The 22,425-nt window shown below is 70.3% G+C and carries 20 protein-coding genes; 2 read left to right on the top strand and 18 right to left on the bottom strand.

Annotated elements, in window-relative coordinates; translation table 11 throughout:
• Nucleotides 1–46 precede the first annotated feature (46 nt).
• Entirely contained in the window at nt 47–388 is a 342-nt protein-coding gene (locus OMP39_RS02865; RefSeq protein ID WP_264893302.1) for a hypothetical protein, read from the top strand.
• 302 nt (nt 389–690) lie between these two features.
• Here OMP39_RS02865 and OMP39_RS02860 read toward each other — a convergent pair whose 3' ends face one another.
• The 10 genes from OMP39_RS02860 to OMP39_RS02815 form a co-directional block, all read right to left on the bottom strand.
• The gene (locus OMP39_RS02860; RefSeq protein ID WP_264893301.1) at nt 691–3,600 is read right to left on the bottom strand and encodes an adenosylcobalamin-dependent ribonucleoside-diphosphate reductase; all 2,910 of its coding nucleotides are present in this window, start codon (nt 3,598–3,600) and stop codon (nt 691–693) included.
• Nucleotides 3,601–3,766: 166 nt separating this feature from the next.
• Nucleotides 3,767–4,210, bottom strand: a complete 444-nt coding sequence (ubiT, locus tag OMP39_RS02855; protein ID WP_264893300.1) for a ubiquinone anaerobic biosynthesis accessory factor UbiT — start codon at nt 4,208–4,210, stop codon at nt 3,767–3,769.
• On the bottom strand, nt 4,207–5,127 hold the full coding sequence (locus tag OMP39_RS02850; protein WP_264893299.1) for a U32 family peptidase: 921 nt from the start codon (nt 5,125–5,127) through the stop codon (nt 4,207–4,209). Before OMP39_RS02850 ends, ubiT begins: the two co-directional genes overlap by 4 nt.
• Before the next feature lie 34 nt (nt 5,128–5,161).
• Nucleotides 5,162–6,205 (bottom strand): ubiquinone anaerobic biosynthesis protein UbiU, encoded by a 1,044-nt coding sequence (gene ubiU, locus OMP39_RS02845; protein WP_264893298.1) that lies wholly within the window; start codon nt 6,203–6,205, stop codon nt 5,162–5,164.
• 67 nt (nt 6,206–6,272) lie between these two features.
• A complete protein-coding gene (locus tag OMP39_RS02840; protein ID WP_264893297.1) occupies nt 6,273–7,589 on the bottom strand; it encodes an NnrS family protein in 1,317 nt (438 codons plus the stop codon).
• Between the two features lie 10 nt (nt 7,590–7,599).
• Entirely contained in the window at nt 7,600–8,832 is a 1,233-nt protein-coding gene (locus OMP39_RS02835) for an NAD(P)H-dependent flavin oxidoreductase (protein WP_264893296.1), read from the bottom strand.
• A gap of 127 nt (nt 8,833–8,959) precedes the next feature.
• A complete protein-coding gene (locus OMP39_RS02830) occupies nt 8,960–9,967 on the bottom strand; it encodes a S49 family peptidase (protein WP_264893295.1) in 1,008 nt (335 codons plus the stop codon).
• 61 nt (nt 9,968–10,028) lie between these two features.
• On the bottom strand, nt 10,029–10,448 hold the full coding sequence (locus tag OMP39_RS02825; RefSeq protein ID WP_264893294.1) for a Rieske (2Fe-2S) protein: 420 nt from the start codon (nt 10,446–10,448) through the stop codon (nt 10,029–10,031).
• On the bottom strand, nt 10,445–11,104 hold the full coding sequence (locus tag OMP39_RS02820) for an HAD family hydrolase (RefSeq protein ID WP_264893293.1): 660 nt from the start codon (nt 11,102–11,104) through the stop codon (nt 10,445–10,447). The genes OMP39_RS02825 and OMP39_RS02820 overlap by 4 nt, the downstream gene beginning before the upstream one ends.
• Complete coding sequence (locus tag OMP39_RS02815) at nt 11,101–12,123, bottom strand: RluA family pseudouridine synthase (protein WP_425340684.1); 1,023 nt, start codon at nt 12,121–12,123, stop codon at nt 11,101–11,103. Before OMP39_RS02815 ends, OMP39_RS02820 begins: the two co-directional genes overlap by 4 nt.
• A gap of 809 nt (nt 12,124–12,932) precedes the next feature.
• On the opposite strand from OMP39_RS02815, the gene OMP39_RS02810 reads away from it, so the two are divergent.
• Nucleotides 12,933–15,944, top strand: coding sequence for an Rne/Rng family ribonuclease (locus OMP39_RS02810; RefSeq protein WP_264893291.1), 3,012 nt, complete (start codon nt 12,933–12,935; stop codon nt 15,942–15,944).
• A 158-nt stretch (nt 15,945–16,102) separates the two neighbouring features.
• Here OMP39_RS02810 and nagZ read toward each other — a convergent pair whose 3' ends face one another.
• The 8 genes from nagZ to lepB all read right to left on the bottom strand — a co-directional run bounded on the left by nagZ (nt 16,103) and on the right by lepB (nt 22,378).
• Nucleotides 16,103–17,161 (bottom strand): beta-N-acetylhexosaminidase, encoded by a 1,059-nt coding sequence (nagZ, locus tag OMP39_RS02805; protein ID WP_264893290.1) that lies wholly within the window; start codon nt 17,159–17,161, stop codon nt 16,103–16,105.
• A 70-nt stretch (nt 17,162–17,231) separates the two neighbouring features.
• Nucleotides 17,232–17,639: a holo-ACP synthase gene (acpS, locus tag OMP39_RS02800; protein WP_264893289.1), complete on the bottom strand. Its 408-nt coding sequence runs from the start codon at nt 17,637–17,639 to the stop codon at nt 17,232–17,234.
• Nucleotides 17,636–18,433 (bottom strand): pyridoxine 5'-phosphate synthase, encoded by a 798-nt coding sequence (locus OMP39_RS02795; RefSeq protein WP_264893288.1) that lies wholly within the window; start codon nt 18,431–18,433, stop codon nt 17,636–17,638. Before OMP39_RS02795 ends, acpS begins: the two co-directional genes overlap by 4 nt.
• Entirely contained in the window at nt 18,430–19,215 is a 786-nt protein-coding gene (gene recO / locus OMP39_RS02790) for a DNA repair protein RecO (RefSeq protein WP_264893287.1), read from the bottom strand. Before recO ends, OMP39_RS02795 begins: the two co-directional genes overlap by 4 nt.
• Nucleotides 19,216–19,243: 28 nt before the next feature.
• The gene (gene era, locus OMP39_RS02785; RefSeq protein WP_264893286.1) at nt 19,244–20,245 is read right to left on the bottom strand and encodes a GTPase Era; all 1,002 of its coding nucleotides are present in this window, start codon (nt 20,243–20,245) and stop codon (nt 19,244–19,246) included.
• A gap of 54 nt (nt 20,246–20,299) precedes the next feature.
• Nucleotides 20,300–20,983: a ribonuclease III gene (rnc, locus tag OMP39_RS02780; protein WP_264893285.1), complete on the bottom strand. Its 684-nt coding sequence runs from the start codon at nt 20,981–20,983 to the stop codon at nt 20,300–20,302.
• 34 nt (nt 20,984–21,017) lie between these two features.
• Nucleotides 21,018–21,380, bottom strand: a complete 363-nt coding sequence (locus OMP39_RS02775) for a DUF4845 domain-containing protein (protein ID WP_264893284.1) — start codon at nt 21,378–21,380, stop codon at nt 21,018–21,020.
• 32 nt (nt 21,381–21,412) lie between these two features.
• Nucleotides 21,413–22,378 (bottom strand): signal peptidase I, encoded by a 966-nt coding sequence (lepB, locus tag OMP39_RS02770; RefSeq protein WP_264893283.1) that lies wholly within the window; start codon nt 22,376–22,378, stop codon nt 21,413–21,415.
• Nucleotides 22,379–22,425 lie beyond the last annotated feature (47 nt).

Below are 22,425 nucleotides of genomic sequence, written 5' to 3'. Positions count from 1 at the left end.
GCGGAGGCGGTTGCGGGGCTCGGCCGGCGACGTGACAATGGTCGGCATGCGGACCCCTGTTCTTGCACTGGCCCCCCTCCTCGCCCTGGCCGCCTGCGCGGCGCCTTCGGCTGCCCCCGTCAGCGTCTACAAAGGCCTGGGCTCGAAGCAATGCGAGGGCGGCGGCCAGACGCCGGCCCAGCTCGCCGAGCCCTTGCGGCAGGCGGGCGTGCCCGTGCTCGCCATCGCCTGCGGGCGCGACGGCCGCGTGCGTGCGGCGATGTGCGGCCTGAGCGACGGGCGCATCGGCATCTTCGACGTGCCCGCAGACCGCGTGGCCGAGGCCGAGCGGCTCGGGTACGCCCGCCTGGCCAGCCTGCCGGACGCCACACGCGAGCCCTGCCCGTAGGAGTCGGGCGTTGCGGCAGTTCAGCCTGCGCGGGCTGCACCGCCTGCGAGCCGAGTGGCAGCCCGTGTGCTTGGCGCTGCATCCGCGGCGCATGGCTGTGATGGCCGTGATGGCCGGAACTTGAGCGGCCCCGTCGACACGACAGTGCCAGCCCAGGGCGGTGCGGCGCGCAGGCGCCGGACATCAAGGAGGAGGCGACGGCCACCGGCCGGCGCCGGGGGACAGTCCGGCGACTGCGTGCCCCGCCGCCCTGGGCTCGCGCCCCGCGGCGAGCTGCACGGTGGCGGGCACGCCGCCAGACGTCAGCCGCAAGCCCCCGTGTAGCCGCACGCGGTACAGAAGTCGCACCCGTCCTTGTGGATGACGGTCATGTTGCCGCACTCCGGGCACCGGCTGCCGGCCATCGGCACATCGGCCACCGCCTGGCCGGACGCGGCCTGCGCGGGCGGCTGCAGGATGCCCATCTCCTGCACCGGGTAGCCCTCCTCGTCGAGCACGCCCAGCATCGCATAGCGGTGGATGATCAGGCGTGCGAGGTAGGCCACCGTCGAGGGCCAGGTCTGCTGCCGCTGCTGGCCCTGCGGCAGCCCCGGTACGAAGGCCATGAAGTGGCCGAGCGGCTCGGCGTAGTTGAGCAGCTTGCGCAGCTTCATGCCGATCCAGGCCGGGTCGATCACCCGCATGTCGAGCGACAACAGCCGGGCCAGCCCGTCCAGGGCCCGCGGGTAGTTGCCCGACAGGCCCATCGCACACGGCCGCGTGGTGCTGCCGCCCTCGGGCGAGGGCAGCGTGATCTCCTTGAGCGTGAGCGTGAAGGCCTCGCCCGTCGCAGGGTTCTCCACGTCCACCGCCCACGCGAGCGTGCCCGACGTACCGGTGCGCGGCTCCTCGCGGCTGAACATCGCGTCGAGCACCGGCGTGGGGCCGTCCGGCCCGCTCCAGACGCCCAACTGTTCGCAGCGCCAGCGGATCACCGCGGCCGTGGCTGCCACCACGCCGGGAAACCGCCGCAACTCGCCGTGCGGCGGGAACGGCATCTCGAAGGCGCGTTCCTCGGCCACCGTGGCCAGCGCATCGAGCTTGAGCTTGAGCCAGGCCCGGTCGTTGGCGCGCAGATCCATCGACAGCGTCTTGGCCAGCGCCCCGAGGCCGCGCGGTTGCTCGGCCCCGTTGACCCACACCTCGAACGGCAGGTGTCGCACCGCGGCGCCCGGCCGCGCTTCGTCGTCGACCGGCAGTTCGCCCACGAAGAGCGCGAACTCGCCGAAGGGATGGCGGATCATGTAGCTCCAGGCCGGGTTGCCCGCGGGCAGATCCGGCCGTCCGGGCCAGCGCAGCGAGGCCAGCACCGGCGCCGGCAGGCGCTCCAACGCAAGGCGCCGATTCGGGTCGTGCGCCTCCAGGGGCTTGGGCTGCGCGGGGCTCTCCACGCTCAGCACCGAGCCCAGCACCTTGTTCGGCCGGTAAGTGGCCAAGCCCTTCAGCCCCGACTTCCAGGCCTGCAGGTACAAGTCCTTGAAATCGTCGTAGGGGTAGTCCTCCGGCACGTTGACCGTCTTGGAGATCGCAGTGTCGATGAGCGGCGCGACGGCCGCCACCATCTCCTGGTGCGCCTGGGCGCTCATCTCGAGGGCGGTGACGAATGCCGAGGTCAGGGGCGCGTCCTCGCCATGCAGATGGCGGTACAACCGCCAGGCGTGGTCCTCGACCGCGTACTCCTTGAAGGTGCCGTCGGGCATGCGCTTCTTGCGCGTGTAGGTCCAGCTGAACGGCGGCTCGATGCCGTTGCTCGCGTTGTCCGCGAACGCGAGGCTGATGGTGCCGGTGGGGGCGATCGACAGCAGGTGCGAGTTGCGGATGCCGTGCGTGCGGATGCGCTCCTTCAACGCCGCCGGCAGCCGCGAGGCGAAGGTGCCGCGGCTCAGGTAGAGGTCCGCGTTGAAGAGCGGGAAGCTGCCGCGCTCCTGGGCCAGCTCGACGGAGGCCGCATAGGCGGCGTCGCGCATGACGGTGGCGATGTGCGCGGCCTGCTGCCGCGCTTCGGGCGTGTCGTAGCGCAGGCCCAGCATCACCAGCGCATCGCCGAGGCCTGTGAACCCGAGTCCGACGCGGCGCTTGTTCATCGCCTCGCGCTGCTGCTGCGGCAACGGCCAGAAGGTCACGTCCAGCACGTTGTCGAGCATGCGCACCGCCACCGACACCACTTGCACGAAGCGAGCCTCGTCGAAGCGCGGCGCGCGGCCGAAGGGGTCGACGACGAATCGCGTGAGGTCGATCGACCCGAGGCAACAGCAGCCGTAAGGCGGCAAAGGCTGCTCGCCGCACGGGTTCGTGGCCGCGATCGTCTCGCAGTAGCTGAGGTTGTTGTCCTGGTTGATGCGATCGATGAACAGCACCCCCGGCTCGGCATGGTCGTAGGTGGAGTGCATGATCTGGTCCCACAGCTCGCGGGCGCGCACCTTGCGATACACCCACAGCCCGTCGGCCCGCCGGTAAGCGCCCTGGGCCTTCCAGCCCGGCCCCGGCTCGGCCCGGTGCACGAGCTCGACCTCGCCGTCGTCCACCACCGCCTTCATGAACGCATCGGTGACCCCCACCGAGATGTTGAAGTTGCGCAGGTCGCCCTGGTCCTTGGCGTGGATGAACTCCTCGATGTCCGGGTGGTCGCAACGCAGCACCCCCATCTGCGCACCGCGCCGGCTGCCGGCCGATTCCACCGTCTCGCAGGAGCGATCGAACACGCGCATGTAGCTCACCGGCCCGGACGCGTTGGACTGCGTGCTGCCGACCCAGGCGCCCCGGGGCCGGATGCGCGAAAAGTCGTAGCCCACGCCGCCGCCGCGTCGCATCGTCTCCGCGGCCTCGGTGAGGGCGGTGTAGATGCCCGGGTGGCCCTCGTCCTCATGCGAGATCGAATCGCCGACCGGCTGCACGAAACAGTTGATCAGCGTGGCCGTCAACTCGGTGCCCGCCGCCGAGTTGATGCGCCCGGCGGGCACGAAGCCCGCGCGCTGCGCCTCGAGGAAGCGCTCTTCCCACAGCGCGCGCCGCTCGGGCGCCTCCACCGACGCCAGCGCACGCGCCACCCGCTGGCGCACGTCGTCGACGCTGCGTTCTTCGCCCTTGGCGTACTTTTCGAGCAGGACCTCCTCGCTGATCGGCTGTGCCGGCAGGGAGGCCACGGTGCGCGCGGAAGCGGTGTCGAGAGTCATGGTCGGTCGTGCCCGGTGGTGACAGTGGCGCAGAGCGTAGCGCCGGGGCCCGGATGACGTTTGCGGTGGGTCAGAGCCCCGGCCCTCAGGTATAGAACGGGGCGCGAACATGCGCAAGCGGCCACGGCCTGGGCCGGCCCCGCTTCGCGGGGCCGGGCGCCGCGCCTCAGCGAGAAGGCCAGGTCAGCAGCGGGCCGAGCGCGTCGAGCGTGTTCTTCAGCCACAGCCCGTACTCGGTGTCCCCCTCCATCACGAGCCGGCGCTCGAAGAACAGACGGTCGGCGTCTTCCTCGCCGCGCAAGAGGCGCAGGTAGGTGGGCGCATCGGCGGCCACGCGCAGCGTCACGGGCAGCGCGCGCGGGGCGGGCGCGAAACGGCCGCCATGCAGCCACAGCCTGAAGACGACACCGAGGTCCGTCACCCGCACTTCGACCGCCCGCTCGCCCAGCGCCTCGCGCGCGTCCTCCGGCAGGCGCGGGGCGAGCAGGCGATTGAGGGCCTGCGCCAGCAGCCAGCTCGGAGGCTCCACCGGCAGGCGCGAAACCACCGCCCGCACGCGCGGAAGCATCGACTTCTCCACCCACGCCCGGGTTGCAAACGGCGCGCTCATGCCGCCACCTCCTCCAGCCCGGGCCTGCGGTGCGCGTAGCCGTTCACGAGAGCGCCAGGCAATCGCAGTGATTCGAGCAAGCCCCGCGCCTCGTGCGGACATGCCCCTTGGTTGTACACCGCGTCGAAGCACTCGACGACGCGCTCGAAGTCGTGCGCACAGGGCGCCAGCCGCACCCGTCTCACACCGGCACGCCGCAGCGCCTCGCGCTCGCCGATCAGACACTGAACGGCCGCCGACTGCGTCTGCGTGCCGTTCAGCGTCAGGAAGGGCTGCCCCTCCGAGCTGGACATCGGCAGACCGTCCGGGTACTCGGCGCACCGGAAGCCGCACTCGTCCTTTTGCAGGTGGAAGTGGCGCGCTGTGAAGCAGCGTGCCGAGAAGGACAGCGGCATTCGTCCGAAGGCCCACACTTCGGTCTCGACCTCGGCGCCCGCGGCACAGGGAACGCGCGCCCCGGGCGGGTTGACGAGGCCGACCGCGTCGATCGAGAGCTCCACCGGTGCCACCCATCGCACGGCGCCAAGGCTTGCGTGTTCCATCAGCGCCGGCCGGCTGTAGATGTTGATGTGCGGGCCGGCCACGAACGGGCGCCCTTGCAACAGGCGCAGGGCCGAAGCATCGCCCGCTTCCACGAGGAAGTCGCGCTGCTCGACCAGGCGCCGCACCGCGCGCAAGTCGGCTTCCGACTCCAACAGCACTTGCGAGGCCAGCACCACCTCCTTGCCGGCCGCGGCCAGGTCGCGCGCCAGTGCGAGCCAGTCGTCCAACTTCATCTCGTGTCGGCGCGAGCACACCACTTCGCCGAGCACGACCGTGTCGGCCGGCGTGTCCGCCACGCTCGCATAGAACTGCGTGAGCGTGCGCCGATCCCAGTAGTACTGCACCGGACCGACGGTCAGGGCAAAGCGTTCCATCTCAGCGTTCCTGATGAGTTTGTGTCGGCGCGCGTCATCGCCACGGCCGGTTGTAGGCGCCCAGCGTGTGCTGCTGTCCTTCGGCGTGGCGCGCGAGCGTGCCGGTCCACGCCGGGTCGATGCGAAAGCGCCCGGGCTGCTCGGCGCAGCGATCGATCGCCTGACGCCACACACGCGTGACCTGCTCCACATAGGCCGGGCTGCGCTGGCGGCCCTCGATCTTGATCGCCGCCACGCCCATCTCCATCAGTTGCGGCAGCGCTTCCATGCTGTTGAGGCTCGTGGGCTCTTCGAGCGCGTAGTCGCGCACGCCCTCGACGTCGAACCGCCCCTTGCACAGCGTCGGGTAGCCGCGCGGCTCGTCGGGCGCGTAGCGATCGATCAGCACCTCGTTGAGGCGCGCGTTGACGCCTTGCGGTGTGTCTTCCCAGCGCACGGCCGAGGGCGGCGAACACACGCCCGCGGTGTTGGGAGACTGCCCCGTGGCGTAGGAAGACAGCGCGCATCGCCCTTCGACCATCACGCACAGGCTGCCGAACCCGAACACCTCGATCTCTGCCTGCGTGTGCCGACACACGTGGCCCACTTGCGAGAGCGTGAGCACGCGCGGCAGCACCGCGCGCTGGATGCCGTAGCGCTCGCGGTAGAACTCGATGGCCTCGTACGTGGTGGCCGAGGCTTGCACCGACAGATGCAGGCGCAGCGTGGGGTGCGTGCGGTGCGCGTAGGCCAGCACGCTCACGTCGGCACAGATGAGAGCGTCAGCGCCCAAGTCGGCCGCGATGTCCACGGCTCGAAACCACCGCTCGGGCTCGCGAGCGTCGGCGAACGTGTTGAGCGCGAGGAACACCTGGCGCCCTCGTGCATGCGCATAGGCGATGCCCTCGCGCGCCTGGCGCTCGTCGAAGTTCAGGCCCGCGAAGTTGCGCGCATTGGTCGCGTCCTTCAGTCCCATGTAGACGGCATCGGCCCCGGCGTCGACGGCCACTTGCAGGGCCCGCAGCGAGCCGGCCGGGCACACCAGATGGGGCTTGCGCAAGGTGGGCGCGGCCGCGCCCCCGGTGGAAGAGGTCTGCATGGCCGCGCACTCTATCCCCGGCCCGAGCGGGACCGGTTGCGGCCGGTCAACCCCCTGCGCGAGAAATTCAGCCGGGCTTGCCGTCCGCGCGCGGCCGACCGTACCAGCTGATGTAGCGGGCGCTCCACGCCACGACGACTGCCGTCCACACCAGTGCCGCCAGCGCCACGAGCTCCATCGAGGCGCCGAGCCACCAGGCGCTGGCCATGCGCAGCAGCACCGCGACCTGCAGCACCCAGTACAGCCGCCACACGTAGTCGTCGGCCGCGAGGGGGCGTCCGCCGTGCCCGCTGGACACGCGCGTGACCATCGCAATCAGCGTCGAGCCGAGGAAGCCCATCGTCACCGCGTGCAGCGGGGCCAGACCGAGGTCGACCGTCCCCCGAGACCACCACGCGACCGCGATGGAAGCCGCCTGCATGGCGAGCGCCACGCCGAGCCAGACGAACCCGAGGTGCAACATCGCCAGCAGCCGGATCTTCAGGCTTTGCACCAGGCCCCAGCGCACCGCGAGCCACAGGAGCAGGGCCGCGCCGCCCCCGTCGAGGGCCAGCACCAGGAAGGGCGTCGCACCGGCTGCCAAGCCCATCGCCAACGGCACCTGGGCCACGAGCAGCGCCAGCCACGTCCACAGCAGCCACATCGGTCGCCATGCGTCGAGCATCGGCAGCGCGCTGGCGGTGAAGAACGGGATCATCCGGTGCAGCACGGCCGCATAGACGGGCGCAAGAAACCACCACAACCCCACTGCCAGTGCAGCGTACACGGCGGTCCAGGCCTCCATGGCGATGCCGATCGCCACCGCCCATTGCGCCAGCGCCCCCACGACGCAGGCGGTCGCGATCACCTTCGCGTGCAGCCGGTCAATCGCCTCACTGCGTCGCACCAACCCCACGAAGCGAAGGCTGAGCGCCGACCAGGCCGCGGCCACGCAGGCCACTCCGGCCGCCGCCAGAGGCGCCCACGCATGGGCACCGACAAGAAACGCCGCCCACCCCGCCAGGGCCGCCCACACCGGCGCCTGGAGCGTGCGTGCCTCCACCGGGCCGAGCCCGAGCCACTTGGGCCCGGCCGTGTAGAGAAAGCCGATGAAGAACATCGGCATGAAACTGAAGCTCATCCCCACCGCATGGGCCAGGCTGGGCGAGATGGCCCACGCAGGTGCGAGGCCCGGCATCAGGCGCGAGACGAGCACGACCGTCCACCACAGCGAGACCACCGACATCAAGACCGCACCCGCGAAGAAGCCCAGCCGGTGCGGAGCGGCCAGCAGCCACGAGAAGCGCCACGGCTCGCGCGCGCGACCGCCCGGCCCGGCCCCCGGAGCCACCGCTGGCTCCTTCGGCGCGGCGGCCGGTGCCGGTCGCACGGGAATGGTCTTCACGAGGACCTCCTCAGGCCGCAGCCGCTGCGGGGCTGGCAGAGGCGGTGAGCAAGCGCTCGATCAATTCCCGGACGCTGCGGATCTGCGAGCCGAACGGCAGACCGCCCGCACCCCGGAAGAAGAGCCCCTTCTTGATGTCGCCTCGCAGTGCCGCGGCGAGCTGGTTGTCGATGCAGAACTGCCCCCAGCCGGCCAAACCGTCGCGCAGGCCGCACTGCGCCAGGCAATCGAAGGCCTTGGTGCAGCGCGCCTTCACATGGGCCACCGCCTGCAACTTCGACTCGATCTTCAGATAGGCCTTCAGCCATGGGGTAGCCACCGCCCGGGCCGGCAGGCCGGCCACGCTCGTGAACTCGACAATGTCCTCATCCTTCGCCTCGGCCAGCACCCGCTTGAATTCCGGGTGCGCATCGCCTTCCTCGGTCACTGCAAACGGGGTGCCCAGTTGCACGCCGGCCGCGCCCAGCGACTGCAAGCGCCGGATGTCCTCGAAGCTGCGAATGCCGCCGGCCGCAATCAGCGGAATCTCCTTCTCGATGCCGGCTGAGCGCAAGAACGCGAGCGATTCGGGCAGCACGCGCTCGAAGTCGAAGCGAGGGTCGTCGAGGTCGGCAATGCGCGCGGCGCCCAGGTGCCCACCCGCCAAGCGGGGATGCTCGATCACGATGGCGTCCGGCAGGCGCTTCTTGCGCTCCCACTTCTTGACGACCAGTTGCACGCCGCGTGCATCGGACAGGATAGGGATCAGCAGCGCCTCAGGATGGTCTTGCGCAAGATCGGGCAGATCCAGCGGCAACCCGGCGCCCACGACGACCGCGTCGATGCCGCACTCGAGCGAGCGGCGCACGTAGGCCGCGTATTCGCTCACCGCGCGCATCACGTTCATGGCGAGCAGCCCGCGGCCCTGCGACAACTCGCGCGCCGCGCGGACCTCGCGCTCCAGCGCTTCGAGGTTCGCGGCGTTGATCGCCTCCTTGGCCGCCTCGCCCGCATTGAGGCCGCGCGTGCGTTCCATCAAGTCCGGGTGGTGTCGGCGCAGATCGACCGAAGACAGCGTGCCCACCCCACCCAGCGCCGCGACGCTGCCCGCCAGTCGGTGCGCAGACACGCCCACGCCCATGCCGCCTTGGACGATGGGCAGCAGCGTGCGACCCTTGAGGCGCAACGGAGCCAGCCCGCTTTCGGCCAGGCGCGCGGCCAGCGCGGCATCGAGGTGGGTCAGGTCGAATGGAAGCGGCGACATAGAAAGGTACAGGAATGGACAGTGGCCGCGATGGTCGCCACTCGCGGCCACCGGGGTTTTGATGCAACGCAAGACCGGCCCAGAGCCGGCCCGGCGCCGGCCCCCCCAACCCCACTGCCGGGCCGCGCTAGCGCAAGCTCGGCAGCGCGCGCAGGGCCTTGACGGCGCCCTCGCCGACGGCCGCGCCGAAGCGCTTGGCCAGCCGCTCCGCGACGTTCTCCCGCGGTGTGTAGTCGATCACTTCCTCGGCCTTCACCACCTCGCGCGCCACGTAGTCGAGCGAGCCGAAGTCGTCGGCCAAACCCATCACCACCGCCTGCTCGCCGGTCCAGAACAGGCCGGAGAAGGTGTTGGGCGTCTCTTTCAGGCGCTTGCCGCGGCCCTCGCGCACGACGTTGATGAACTGCGCATGGATCTGCTCCAGCATCTCCTGCGCATAGGCCTTCTCCTCCTCGTCCATCGGAGAGAAGGGATCGAGGAAACCCTTGTGCTCGCCCGCGGCCAGGAGCCTGCGCTCCACGCCCAGTTTTTGCATCAGCCCGGCGAACCCGAAGCCGTCCATCAGCACACCGATGGAGCCCACGATGGACGCCTTGTCCACGTAGATCTCGTCGGCGGCTGCGGCGATGTAGTAGGCACCCGAGGCGCACACCTCCTCCACCACGGCATACACCCTCTTCTGGTGCTTGGCCTTCAAGCGGCGGATCTCGTCGTGCACGATGCCTGCCTGCACGGGGCTGCCCCCCGGCGAGTTGATGCGCAACACCACCGCCTGCGCCCCCTGGTCCTCGAAGGCCGAGCGCAAGGCCGACAGCAGATTCTCGGCACTGGCCTCCGCCTCCACCGCGATCTCGCCGCGCACGTCGACCAGCGCCGTGTGCGGGCCGCTGGGTGCGGTGGCAGCGAACCGCTGCGACAGCGTCATCGCCAGCAGGGCGGCCGCCAGCAGCAGCCAGGCCAGGCGGAAGAAGATGCGCCAGCGGCGCTCGCGCCGGCGCTCGTCGATGTAGGCCTTCGCGAGCTGCGCCAGCAGCGCCTGCTCGGCAGTCGGTGTGCCCGCCGCCGCAGTGGCCACGGCGGCGCGAGGTTCGGGCGGCCCTGCAGGCGCCGAGACAGGGGAATCGTGCTCGTTCATGATGGTCAAATCGCTGGAACTGGAGGGCCGTTCGCGGTGGCGGGACGCGGGTCCTCGCCTCTCAGGAGCAAGGGGCGAACAGCGGTCGGATCTCGCGGGAAGGATACCAATATACCTTGTCGCCCCGCTCCTCGACCCTGACAGGAATGAGGCGCGAGCCCCTGCACGGACCGCCCACGCACAGCCCGTCGGCCGGCTGGTAGAGGGCGCCGTGGATCGAGCAGATGATCCACTCGCGGCTGTCATCGAGGAACTGCCCCGGCTGCCAATCCATCTCGGCCGGCACGTGCGCGCAGCGGTTCACGTACGCCACGGGGCGACCGTCGTATCGCAGTGCGAAGGCGCGCACCGGCTCGTCCCAGAGCATCACATCGAAGAGCACTGCGGCTGCGCGCTCCTCGAGCGCAGAGCCGTCGCACAGCTCGATGCCCTCCTCGTGGGCCGGCATCGGCGCGTTGTGCGCGGCGGGCGGGCTCGTCATGCGTGCTGCTCCAGCCAGCGGTGCAATTCGTCCACCGAATGCGCGATGAACCGCGGCTCCAGGACATGGAAGGTCTCGGGCTCGTGCGCGCCGTAGCTCACCGCCACACTCGCCGTGCCGGCGTTGAGGGCGAGCTGCAGGTCATGGGTGGTGTCGCCGATCATCAGCGTGCGATCGGGCTCCACCCCGAGCTCGGCCATCAGCTCCTGCAGCATCAGCGGGTGAGGCTTGGACGCGGTCTCGTCGGCCGTGCGGGTGGCATCGAACACCCCGCGCAACTGGGCTGTCGCCAGCGCCTCGTTCAGCCCCCGGCGCGACTTGCCGGTGGCCACGCCCAACCAGTGCTGCCGCTGCTTGAGCGAGGCCAGCATCGGCAGCACCCCCTCGAAGAGCGACAGCTCGTGCTGCCTGGCGAAGTAGTGATGGCGATACCGGCGCGCCAGCTCGGGGTAGCGCTCCCGCGGCAAGCCCGGCACGGCATGGGCCAGGGCGTCCTCCAGGCCCATGCCTATCACGTACGCCGCCTGCCGGTCGGTGGGCACCGTCACCTCCAGGTCGGCACAGGCCGCCTGGATGCAGCGCACGATGAGCGCGGTCGAATCGAACAGCGTGCCGTCCCAATCAAAGACGATCAAATCGAACTGGCGGGATCTCATGAGGGCAGATGGTCCAACAACTCCCGGCACAACGCAGGCAGTGGGGCTTCGAGCTCGAGCGGCGCGCCGGTGGCCGGGTGCTCCAGGCGCAGTCTTCTGGCGTGCAGGAACATCCGGTCGAAGCGCACGCCCGGCACCGCCTCGCCCCGCGCCATCGCCTTGTTGAGGGCGAAGTCGCCGTACTTCTCGTCCCCCACGATGGGATGCCCCTCGTGGGTGAGATGCACCCGGATCTGATGCGTGCGCCCGGTCTTGATCGTGACGTCCAGCAACGTGTAGCCGCGGTAAGCCTGTGCGACCTTGACCAGGGTGATCGAGCGACGCCCCTCGGCGCTGCCCGGAGCAACCACCCGCACCCGACGCTCGCCCTCGCCCGTGAGGTACTTGTGCAGCGGCAGGTCGATCACCTTGCGCGAGGCGGGCCAGGCGCCGAGCACGAGGGCCGCGTAGGTCTTGCCCATCTCCCGCTCGCGGAACTGGTTCTGCAACGCGGTCAGCGCGCTGCGCTTCTTGGCGATCAAGAGAACGCCGGAGGTCTCCTTGTCCAGCCGGTGCACCAGTTCCAGGAAGCGGGCCTCGGGGCGCGCGCGGCGCAACTGCTCGATCACGCCGAAGCTCACGCCGCTGCCGCCGTGCACCGCCACGCCGGCCGGCTTGTCCACGGCGAGGAAGTGCTCGTCCTCGAACAGGATGGGAAACTCGCGGGCCGGCGCGGGCGCCGGCTCCTCCCGGGCCGCCAGCCGCACCGGCGGCACCCGCACCTCGTCGCCCATCGCGAGCCGCTGGTCGGCGCTCGCCCGGCCCCGGTTGACCCGCACTTCCCCGCTGCGCACGATGCGGTAGACGAGCGTCTTCGGGGCGCCCTTGAGCGTTTTGAGCAGGAAGTTGTCCAGCCGCTGGCCGGCCGAGGCTTCATCGACCACCAGGTGCCGCACCGACGGGGCCTCGGGGGCACGCGGGGCAGGGTTTTCCGCGGGCTTGCGCCGGGCGGAGGCTTTCCCTCCTATAATGCGTTGCACCACGTTTGTGTTGTAAGTGTTTGATTTTCAAGAGTTTACCCGCCACCCTCCACGCATGTCGGAGCGCGAGCGGCAACACTGCGACGCAAACGGGTATCGGTGACGCGCCGGCGCTCGCTTCGGGCGCCGCCACCCGGCCCTGTCGTCTCCCGACCCGCCTCCCATCGGCGCGCCTTGCGCGGCCGGCAGCGGGCGCAGGAGGCAGACGCGGCCCGAGGCGGCTCGATGAGCGACGTGGCGCGTCGCATGCTTGAGGTGATGCAACGCCGCGTCGGCGTGGCGGGCGGCTTCCCAAGGTGAAGTCGCGGTCGCGCCGGCTCGGCGGAAGAGCAAACGTCGAAAGAACCCAAGAACAAGGTTTCCCGGCAGCAGGCCACGACGACGAAGCGAGATCCGCTCTCGCGCCGCCCCTGGGGCGGTTTCGTCTGCCCTTGAACCTGCTGCCCGTGTCCTCGCGTCTTCCCCCACGGATGTCGTCCACCCTGCACCCCCCACTCCCTGCACCGCCTGCTCGGCGGCCGCGTCGGCTCGCGCCGTGCGGCCCCGCACGTTCGGGCCAGGGAGCCGGATTGCCCGCGAGGGCCTCGGGTGTCGGGGACTCGGGGGCCGCCCTCGTGGAACAGGGCGCGCACGCCAGGGCACACGCGCCAACGCTGCACGCCTGACCGCTCTTGGCGGTTCTCCTGCAGTCCAGGGCGATTCCTTCCGGTTTTTTCTCGTTTCTCGTGCATCGGTGAGTCGCCCCGGACCTGTCGTCGGGGCGGCATGTGATGGTGCCGCGGCGCTTTCGCCGGGCACGAGGAGCGCAAATGAAACGCATGCTGATCAACGCGACGCAGCAGGAAGAGCGTCGCCTGGCCATCGTCGATGGCCAGAAGCTGTTGGACTTCGAGACCGAGATCGAAGGCCGCGAGCAACGCAAGGGCAACATCTACAAGGCGGTCGTCACGCGCGTCGAGCCCTCGCTCGAGGCGTGTTTCGTCGACTACGGCGAGGAGCGCCACGGCTTCCTGCCCTTCAAGGAGATCGCCCGCAGCTACTTCAAGGAAGGCGTGGACGTGCGCAACGCGCGCATCTCCGACGTCATCCGCGAGGGCCAGGAACTGCTGGTGCAGGTCGAGAAGGAGGAGCGCGGCAACAAGGGCGCGGCGCTGACCACCTTCATCTCGCTGGCCGGCCGCTACCTGGTGCTGATGCCCAACAACCCGCGCGGCGGCGGCGTCTCGCGCCGCATCGAGGGCGAGGACCGCGAGGAGCTCAAGGAAGCGCTCGACCAGCTCGAGTACCCCAAGGGCATGAGCCTGATCGCTCGCACCGCGGGCATCGGCCGCAGCGTCGCTGAGCTGCAGTGGGACCTCAACTACCTGCTCAAGCTGTGGACCGCCATCGACGAGGCTGCCCGCGAGGGCAAGGGCGCCTTCCTGATCTACCAGGAGTCGTCGCTCGTCATCCGCGCGATCCGCGACTACTTCACGCCGGACATCGGCGAGATCCTCATCGACACCGACGACATCTACGAGCAGGCCAAGCAGTTCATGCTGCACGTCATGCCCGACATGTCGAATCGGGTCAAGCGCTACCGTGACGACGCGCCGCTGTTCTCGCGCTTCCAGATCGAGCACCAGATCGAGTCGGCCTACTCGCGCACCGTGCAGCTGCCCTCGGGCGGCGCCATCGTCATCGACCACACCGAAGCGCTCGTCGCCATCGACGTGAACTCGGCGCGCGCTACGCGCGGCGGCGACATCGAGGAAACCGCCCTGCGCACCAACCTCGAAGCGGCCGACGAAATCGCCCGCCAGATGCGCCTGCGCGACCTGGGTGGCCTGATCGTGGTGGACTTCATCGACATGGAGGACTCCAAAAACCGCCGCGAGGTCGAGCAGCGCCTGCGCGACGCGCTGCGCCAGGACCGCGCGCGCGTGCAACTGTCCTCCATCTCCAAGTTCGGCCTCTTGGAGCTGTCGCGCCAGCGCCTGCGCCCCGCCCTCTCCGAAGGCAGCCACATCACCTGCCCGCGCTGCAACGGCACCGGCCACATCCGCGACACCGAGTCCTCCGCGCTGCAAATCCTGCGCATGGTGCAGGAGGAGGCCATGAAGGAGAACACCGCCGCCGTGCATGTGCAGGTGCCGGTCGAGGTCACCTCGTTCCTCCTCAACGAAAAGCGCACCGAGATCACCAAGATCGAGCTCAAGCAGCGCGTGACCGTGCTGCTGGTGCCCAACAAGCACCTGGAGACGCCCAACTACAAGCTCGAGCGCCTGCGCCACGACGACCCGCGGCTGGAGAACCTGCAGGCCAGCTACACGATGATCGACGAGCCGGAGGACGAGGTCGGCATCACGCGGCGCGAGAAGGCCAAGTCCAAGCAGGAGCCCGTGATCAAGGGCCTGCTGCCCGAACAGCCCGCGCCGGTGCCGCAACCGAAGGAAGAGGCTGCGGCGGCGCCCACGCCTGCGCCGGTGCCCGCCCCCGCCCCGGTGGCCGCGCCGGCCGCCGGCGGCTTCCTCGGGTGGCTCAAGAAGCTCTTCGGCGGGGCCCCTGCGCCCGCCCCGGTGACCGAGCCCCCCTCCGCACCAGCTCCCGCGCCCGCAGCGAAGGAGCCGGGAGAGTCCCGCCGTCGTGGCGAGCGCGAACGCCGCGGCGGCCGCGAAGGCCGGGGTGAAGGAGGCCGGCCCGAAGGCCGCGAGGGCACCAAGGAAGGCCGGGAGGGTCGCCGCGAAGGCACGCGCGCCGAAGGTCGGACCGGCCAGGAGCGCGGCGAGCGCGCCGAGCGCCAGGACCGCCGGCCCAAACCCGAGCGCGCCGAAGCCGAGGCCGCGGAGGCGCGCCGGGAGCGCGAGCCTCGCGCCGAGCCGAGCGCTCAGGAAGGCCGCCAACGTCCCGAGCGCGAGCGCCGGGGTCCGCGTCCCGAGCGTGTCGAGCAGGAGGCGCCCGCGGCCGTCATGCCGCCGCCCGCGCAGGCCGCTAAGCCGGCACAGGAGTTCGCCGACACCGTTCCGCAGCCTGCCGGCGCCGAAGCCGGCGGTGAAGGCGCGGGGCCCCGCGAAGGGGGCGGACGCCGTCGCCGCCGCGGGGGCCGCGGCCGCCGCGGCGAGCGCGCTGCGGGCGCCGAGGGCGCGCTGGCCGATACCGGCGAGGAGCTGAGCCCGCTGGAAGCCGAAGCCGTGAGCCCGGCCGTCAGTGAGGTGGAGCCCGAGGCCGCCGCAGCGGCCGCCGCCGAAACGCCGGCCGACGACGTGCCGCGCGAGCCCGGCGAAGGCGAAGGCCGCCGGCGCCGTTCGCGCGACCGTTTCCGCCGCGAGCGCCGGGAAGGCGAAGCCGCGGCAACCCCGGAGGCTGCGGCTGAAGAGCAGGCGGCCGCGGGCGCGCCCGCGGCCGCCGAAACCGCCGCCGCGGCCCCGGCGCTGGCAGCGGCCGTCGAGCCCACCGGAGTTGCCACCGAGGCTGCGACCGGCGCGGCCCCCGAGCCCCTGGCCGAGCCTGTCTCAGCGGCCCCCGCGCCGGCCCAGGTCGAGGCGGGCCCCGCCGTGACGGCCGCCGAGTCTTACGTGCTGCCCTTGGACGAACTGCGAGCCCTGGCACAGGCAGCCGGCCTGGAATGGGTCAACTCCGACGCCGACAAGGTACGCGCGGCCCAGGAGGCGATCGCCCGTCAGCCGGCCCCGGCGCGCGTGCCCCGAGAACGCAAGCCCGCGGTGCAGATCGACAACGGGCCGCTGGTGCTGGTCGAAACGCGCCTGGACCTTGCGGACTTCAAGCTGCCGATCGACGGCGCCGGCGTGCCGGCTGCAGCGCGCGAATCGACCCCCGTCTGACAGCCCGCGGCCTCGTCCGCGTCATCGAACAGAAAGCCCCGCCTCGGCGGGGCTTTTGGTTCCACTTTACCGAGTGGCCGATGGGAGACGCACCGTGTGAAGCTCGGGCACGAGACATGTCGCGTCTTGGCGGCGGCCCCCGCCCGCCGTGCCGGCCCTCACGGCAGCCGTGACAGCGCCTGCAAGTACGGGGCGTGGTGCATCAACTCGTCCCACGGACGGGGCGCCGTCTGCGGCAGCAGGTCCAGGCGCCGGGCCTCGCTTCGCGCACAGGCCTGCCAGCGGCCCTGCTGCAACGCGTCCCACAGACCGTCCAGCAACTCGTCCACCGGGCGCCCCCCGTCGAGCGACTGGTTGCACAGCAAAACCAGGTCGCACCCGGCGTTCAGCGCGGCGAGCGCCGCCTCCACCGGGGTGCCCGCCACGCTCGCGCCTTGCATGCTGAGATCGTCGCTGAAGATCGCACCCGTGAAGCCCAGCCGCCCGCGCAGGATGTCTTGCAGCCAGCGCTCGGAGAAGCCCGCCGGCTGCTTGTCCACCTTCGGGTAGATCACGTGCGCCGGCATCACGGCGGGCAGCGAGGTGCTGAGCCATTCGTAGGGCTTGGCGTCGTCTTCGAGGATCGCCTTGAGCGAGCGGCGGTCGACCGGCACGTCCACGTGCGAATCGGCGGCCACGTAACCGTGGCCGGGGAAGTGCTTGCCGCACGATTGCATGCCGGCCAACAGCAGTCCGTGCATCACGCTCTTGGCGAGCATCGTCACCACGCGCGCGTCGCGGTGGAAGGCGCGGTCTCCGATCACGCCGCTCGGCCCGTGGTCCAGGTCGAGCACAGGGGTGAAGCTCAAGTCCACGCCGCACGCGCGCAGCTCGCTCGCCAGCACATAGCCGCAGGCGGTGGCCGCGTCGGTGGCCAGCAGCGCATCGCGCATCCACAACTCGCCGAGCGTGCGCATCGGCGGCAGGTGGGTGAAGCCGTCGGTGCGGAAGCGCTGCACGCGCCCGCCTTCGTGATCCACGCATATCAGCACATCGGGCCGGATCGACTTGATCTCGGCCGTCAGTTCGGTAAGTTGCCGGCGGTCTTCCCAGTTGCGGGCGAACAGGATCAGCCCGCCCGTCAGCGGGTGTTCCAGTCGGCGCCGGTCGTCATCGTTCAGACGGGTGCCGGCGATGTCGAGCACCACGGGGGCGTGGATGGAGTGGGTGTTGTTCATCTCGTGTCGTCGGTCAGGCAGTCGGTCGTGCATGCGATCGGGTGTCGGCAAGGCGTGCTGTCTGCAGCGCTCAGGCATCGGCCGTGGGTGTGGTCTCCACCACCACGAAGCTCGCCGCCATGTCGGTCTCGTCCGTCACGCTCACATGCGCGCGCAGCGAGCGCGCTTCGAACCAGGCCTTCAGTTCGCCGTGCAGCCGAATCTCGGGCTTGCCGCTCGGGGCCTTGACGACCTCGCAGTCGCGCCAGGTCATCGGCATGCGCATGCCCAGCCCGATCGCCTTGGAGAACGCCTCCTTGGCCGAAAAGCGCGTCGCCAGGTACCGCAGGCCGCGCGCTTCGACCCGGCTCATGCGGGCGTGGAAGACTTCCAGCTCGTGAGGTCCCAGCACCCGGCGCGCGAAACGCTCGCCATGCCTGCGCCAGGCTGCCTCGATGCGGCGCACGTCGCACAGGTCGGTGCCGATGCCGTAGATCATGCCGCCGCCCGCCGGGCTCGCACCGCCTCGGCCTTGAAGTCCGCGATCGCCTGGCGCAGTCCGACGAACACCGCCCGCCCGATGAGCGCGTGCCCGATGTGCAACTCGGCCACCTCCGGCAAGGCAGCGACCGCGGCCGTGCTGCTGGGGCGGGCCTGAGGGCCTGCATCGTCCGAAAGCGCGAGCCCATGGCCCGCATGGGTGCGCAGGCCCAGGGCGCGCGCGCGCCGCAAGCCCTCGCGCAAGCGGTCCAGTTCGCGCTGCATCCCCGCAGCATCGCCGTCCCACCAGGCGTTCGCATAGGCGCCCGTGTGCAGTTCCACGCACGGCGCGCCGGTGCCCGCGGCGGCCTCGATCTGCGCCGGCTCCGCCCCGATGAAGAGGGACACACGGCACCCCGCCTGCGCAAGGCGTTGGCAGGCCTCGCGCACACGGTCGAACTGGCCGGCCACGTCCAGCCCGCCTTCGGTGGTCACTTCCTGGCGCCGCTCGGGCACCAGGCACACATGTTGCGGCCGCACCCGCTCGATGATGCCGAGCATCTCGTCGGTGACGGCCGCCTCGAAGTTGAGCGGCACCGCGATCGCCTCCTTCAGGCGCTCGACGTCCTCGTCGCGGATGTGCCGGCGGTCTTCACGCAGGTGGAAAGTGATGATGTCGGCCCCGGCCTCGACGGCCAGGCAGGCTGCGGCGACGGGATCGGGGTGGCGCCCCCCGCGCGCATTGCGCAGCGTGGCGACGTGGTCGATGTTCACGCCCAGCAAGGGCGCGTCCGAGGGGCCGGCGAAGATCATGGCGGCAGCAGTTCGATGAGGAGTTGGCGGGTGCGCAGCACCGACGTGCCCAGATGATAGTGAAGCAGCGGCCGCAGGGCCGCCTTGAGCTCGGGCAGGGCGGCCTCACACGCCTGCTGCACGTCGGCGGGGCCACCCGTGACCGGCCACGCTTGGAGGGCTCGCTCCAGCGACCTCAGCACACGGCCCGGCACGCCGGGCTCGCCGGCCGGCGCCTCCATCACGCCTGCGTCGCCATGCACTCGGTACACCGTCTCATCGCTCACCGAGGCCTGGGTGAGCGTCACCACGTCCAGCTCGGGCAAGACACCCAGCTCGCGCAGGAGCAGCAGCTCGAAGGCGCGCAGCGCACGCTGCACCTCGCGCTCCGGCCCTCGCAGACTCGGCAGCGTGGCCGCGTAGGCATCGAAGAGCCGCGGATGCGGATCGGCCCGCGCCAGCAGCTTCATCAGCAGCTCATTGAGATAGAAGCCGGTCAGCAAGGCCGCCCCGGTGAGCATGGCTGCGCCGCCCGCCCACTCGGCCGCCTTGAGGGTGTGGACCTCGCCGCCCTCCTCCTCGCGCACGCTGAAGGCCACGGCCAGGCGCTGGAAGGGCAGCAGCGCCGAGCGCAACTGCGAATAGGGCCGCTTGGCCCCTTTGGCCACCAGCGCGACACGCCCGTGGTGACGCGTGAAGACGTCGAGGATCAGGCTGGACTCGCTCCAGTCGTACCGGTGCAGCACGTAAGCCGGCTCGCCGGTGATGCGTTGCACCGGGGTGCGCGAGCGGGCGGAGGTCACGGCAACGCGCTCCCTGGGCAGCCGGGCCTCATTCGTACCCGTAGCTGCGCAGGCGCTCCTCGTCGTCGGCCCAGCCCGAGCGCACCTTGACCCACAGCTCGAGGAAGACCTTGGCGTCGAGCAGCTTCTCCAGCTCCAGGCGCGCCTCGGTGCCGATGCGCTTGATCCGCTCTCCGCCCTCGCCGATCACGATTGCCTTGTGCGCCTCGCGCTCCACGACGATGGTGGCCGCGATGCGACACAGGCGACTCTTCAGTGCGGGGCGTCGGGGCGCGGCACCGTCCTTGGCCGCGGCTGCGCTCGCCGCTTGCATCGGCTCCTCCTCGAACTGGTCGATCACGACCGTGGAGGTGTACGGCAGCTCGTCGCCGGTCAGCCGGAAGAGCTTCTCGCGCACGATCTCGGCCGCCAGGAACCGCTCGCTGCGGTCGGTCAGCGCCTGCGGGTCGTACCACCACGGCTGCTGTGGCAGGTAGGGCCGAACGATGCCGAGCAGCTTCTTCACGTCGTCCGGCCGCTTGGCGGACATGGGCACGAACTCCGCGAAGGGATGCCGCTCCTGCATGCTCTTGAGCCACGGCGCCAGTTCGGCGCGCCGCACCACCTTGTCGAGCTTGTTGGCCACGAGCAGCGTGGGGATCTGCGACGGGATCACCGCCAGCGCCTTCGCATCGTCCAGGCCGAAGCGGCCGGCCTCGACGACGAAGAGCACGACGTCCACGTCGCTCACCGTGGCCAGCACCGTGCGGTTGAGCGTGCGGTTGAGCGCATTGCTGTGGCGCGTCTGGAAACCGGGCGTGTCCACGAACACATACTGGCTGTCGCCTTCGGTGCGGATGCCGGTGATGCGGTGGCGCGTCGTCTGCGCCTTGCGCGAGGTGATGCTGACCTTCTGGCCCACCAGCGCATTGAGCAGCGTGGACTTGCCCACGTTGGGGCGACCGACGATGGCGACGAGGCCGCAGCGCTGCGCCTCGGGAGCGATCTCGGCCGCGGAGACGGTGGAGTCCGGGGACTCGGAAGGGGTCACGGGTTCTTGGTTCACGGGTGAGGCGGTGGACGGGCCACCGGATGCGCGGGCGTCTTATCGCCCGCCAGACTTCAGTGTAGCGAGGACGGCGCGGGCGGCCTCCTGCTCGGCGGCGCGGCGCGAGCTGCCCTCTCCTTGCGCCGACACGCCCAGCGCGTCGACGCTGCAGCGGACGACGAACACCTGCTGGTGCGCGTGCCCCCGCGTCTCGACGATGGCATAGACGGGCAAGGCCATGCGCCGCCCCTGCAGCCATTCCTGCAGTTCGGTCTTCGGGTCCTTCGCGGCGGCTTGCAAGTCCGAGGCGGCGAGCGCTTGGGCGAACAGGCGTTGCACGACGGCCAGCGCGGCCGGAAAGCCCGCGTCGAGGTACACCGCGCCGACCAGGGCCTCCAGTGCGTCGGCGAGGATCGAGGCGCGCTGCGCGCCGCCGCTGCGGGCCTCGCCTTCGCCGAGGCGCAGGCAGCGGGGCAGTTCGAGTTGCAAGGCGACCTGGTGCAGGCTGTCCTGGCGAACCAGGCGTGCCCGCACGCGCGAGAGGTCGCCTTCGTCGGACGCCGCGAAGCGCTGGTACAGCAGGGCGGACATCGCCAGCCCGAGCACCGCGTCCCCGAGAAACTCCAGCCGCTCGTTGTGATCGGCCCCGAAACTGCGGTGCGTGAGCGCGGTATGCAGCAGGGCCGGGTCGCCGAAGCGATGTCCGAGGCGCTGCTGCAGGTCGTCCAGGGCGTGGGTCACGGGCGTCGGGCCGCCCCGCAAGCCGGAAGGCGGCTCAACGGGAACTGCCGGAGTACTTGATCAGCAGGTAGACCGGGCCGAACAGCTCGATCTCCTTGTCGTAGGCGAAGCTCACGACGATCTGGTCGTTGACCTTCGTCACGTCCAGATCCTTGCCCGAGATCGAGGTGATGGAGTACTCGATCTGCTTCTGCCGCTCGAAGGCCGCGCGGATCTCGGGCACCGTGGTGCCGCCTTCATGCGCCACCTTGCGCACCGTGCGCTGGATCGTCCAGTACTCGTTGAGCGTCGGGAAAACGCGCATCGCGATCAGACCCAGGAACGAGATGACGATGGCCCAGAACAACAGGCCGATGAGCGTGATGCCGCGCTGATGCCGCGCCAGGCGTGGGATCATCGGACAGCTCCTGCGAAATACGGAAAGGGTGCTCACTTGAACGAACCGATCCGGCCGAGGTTACCCAAATTCATCCAAATGAAAAAGGCTTTTCCGACGATGTTCTCGTCGGGCACGAAGCCCCAGTAGCGCGAATCTTGCGAGTTGTCGCGGTTGTCGCCCATCACGAAGTAGTGGCCGGCCGGCACCTTGCAAGCCACACCCTCGGCGGTGTAGCGGCACTGGTCGCGATGCGGGTACTCGTCGGCCGCCATCACGAAGGGCGGCGCCTCCTTCTGCGTGAGCACCCGGTGCTCCACCGCGCCCAACTGCTCGCTGAACATCTGTGCGTAACGACGGCTGTCCTCGTCGTAGTACTCGCCCAACGGCTGCGTCGGCACCGGCTTTCCGTTGATGAAGAGCCGCTTGTTCAGATAGGCCACCTCATCACCCGGCACGCCCACCACCCGCTTGATGTAGTCGATGGAGGTGTCCTTCGGGTAGCGGAAGACGATCACGTCACCACGCTCGGGCGTGTGGTTCTCGACGATCTTGGTGTTGGCCACCGGCAGGCGAATGCCGTAGTGGTACTTGTTGACGAGGATGAGGTCACCCACCAGGAGCGTGGGCACCATCGAGCCGGAAGGGATCTTGAACGGCTCGAACAGGAACGAGCGCAGCAGGAACACCGCGCAGATGACGGGAAACAGCCCCGCCGTCCAGTCGAGCCACCATGGCTGGGCCAGCACCTGCCGCCGTGCCGCCTCGACGTCACCGTCGACCTGCTGGATGCCCTGGCGAGCCAGTTCCGCCCGGCGCGCCTGCGCCTGTTGGGCCAGCCGCTCGGCGGCGCGCTCGCGGGCCGGACGGAAGTGGAAACGCTCGGCCAGCCAGTAGGCCAACGTCACCACCGTGAGGATCAGCAGCAGCAACGAGAAGTTGCCGCGCCACATTCCGAGATACCAGCCGCCCAGGTAAAAGATCAGGCAGGCGTACAACGCTCCAGTGAGCAGTCCCATCCGGGCTCCACAGGTAAAGTCAGGACCGGTCGCAGCCGAGCGAACGC

It is taken from the genome of Schlegelella aquatica (assembly GCF_026013905.1).
In the GTDB taxonomy this organism is placed as follows: Bacteria; Pseudomonadota; Gammaproteobacteria; order Burkholderiales; family Burkholderiaceae_C; genus Caldimonas; species Caldimonas aquatica.
Note: the sequence above shows the minus strand (reverse complement) of the source record. Positions and strands in the feature narration are given on the sequence as shown.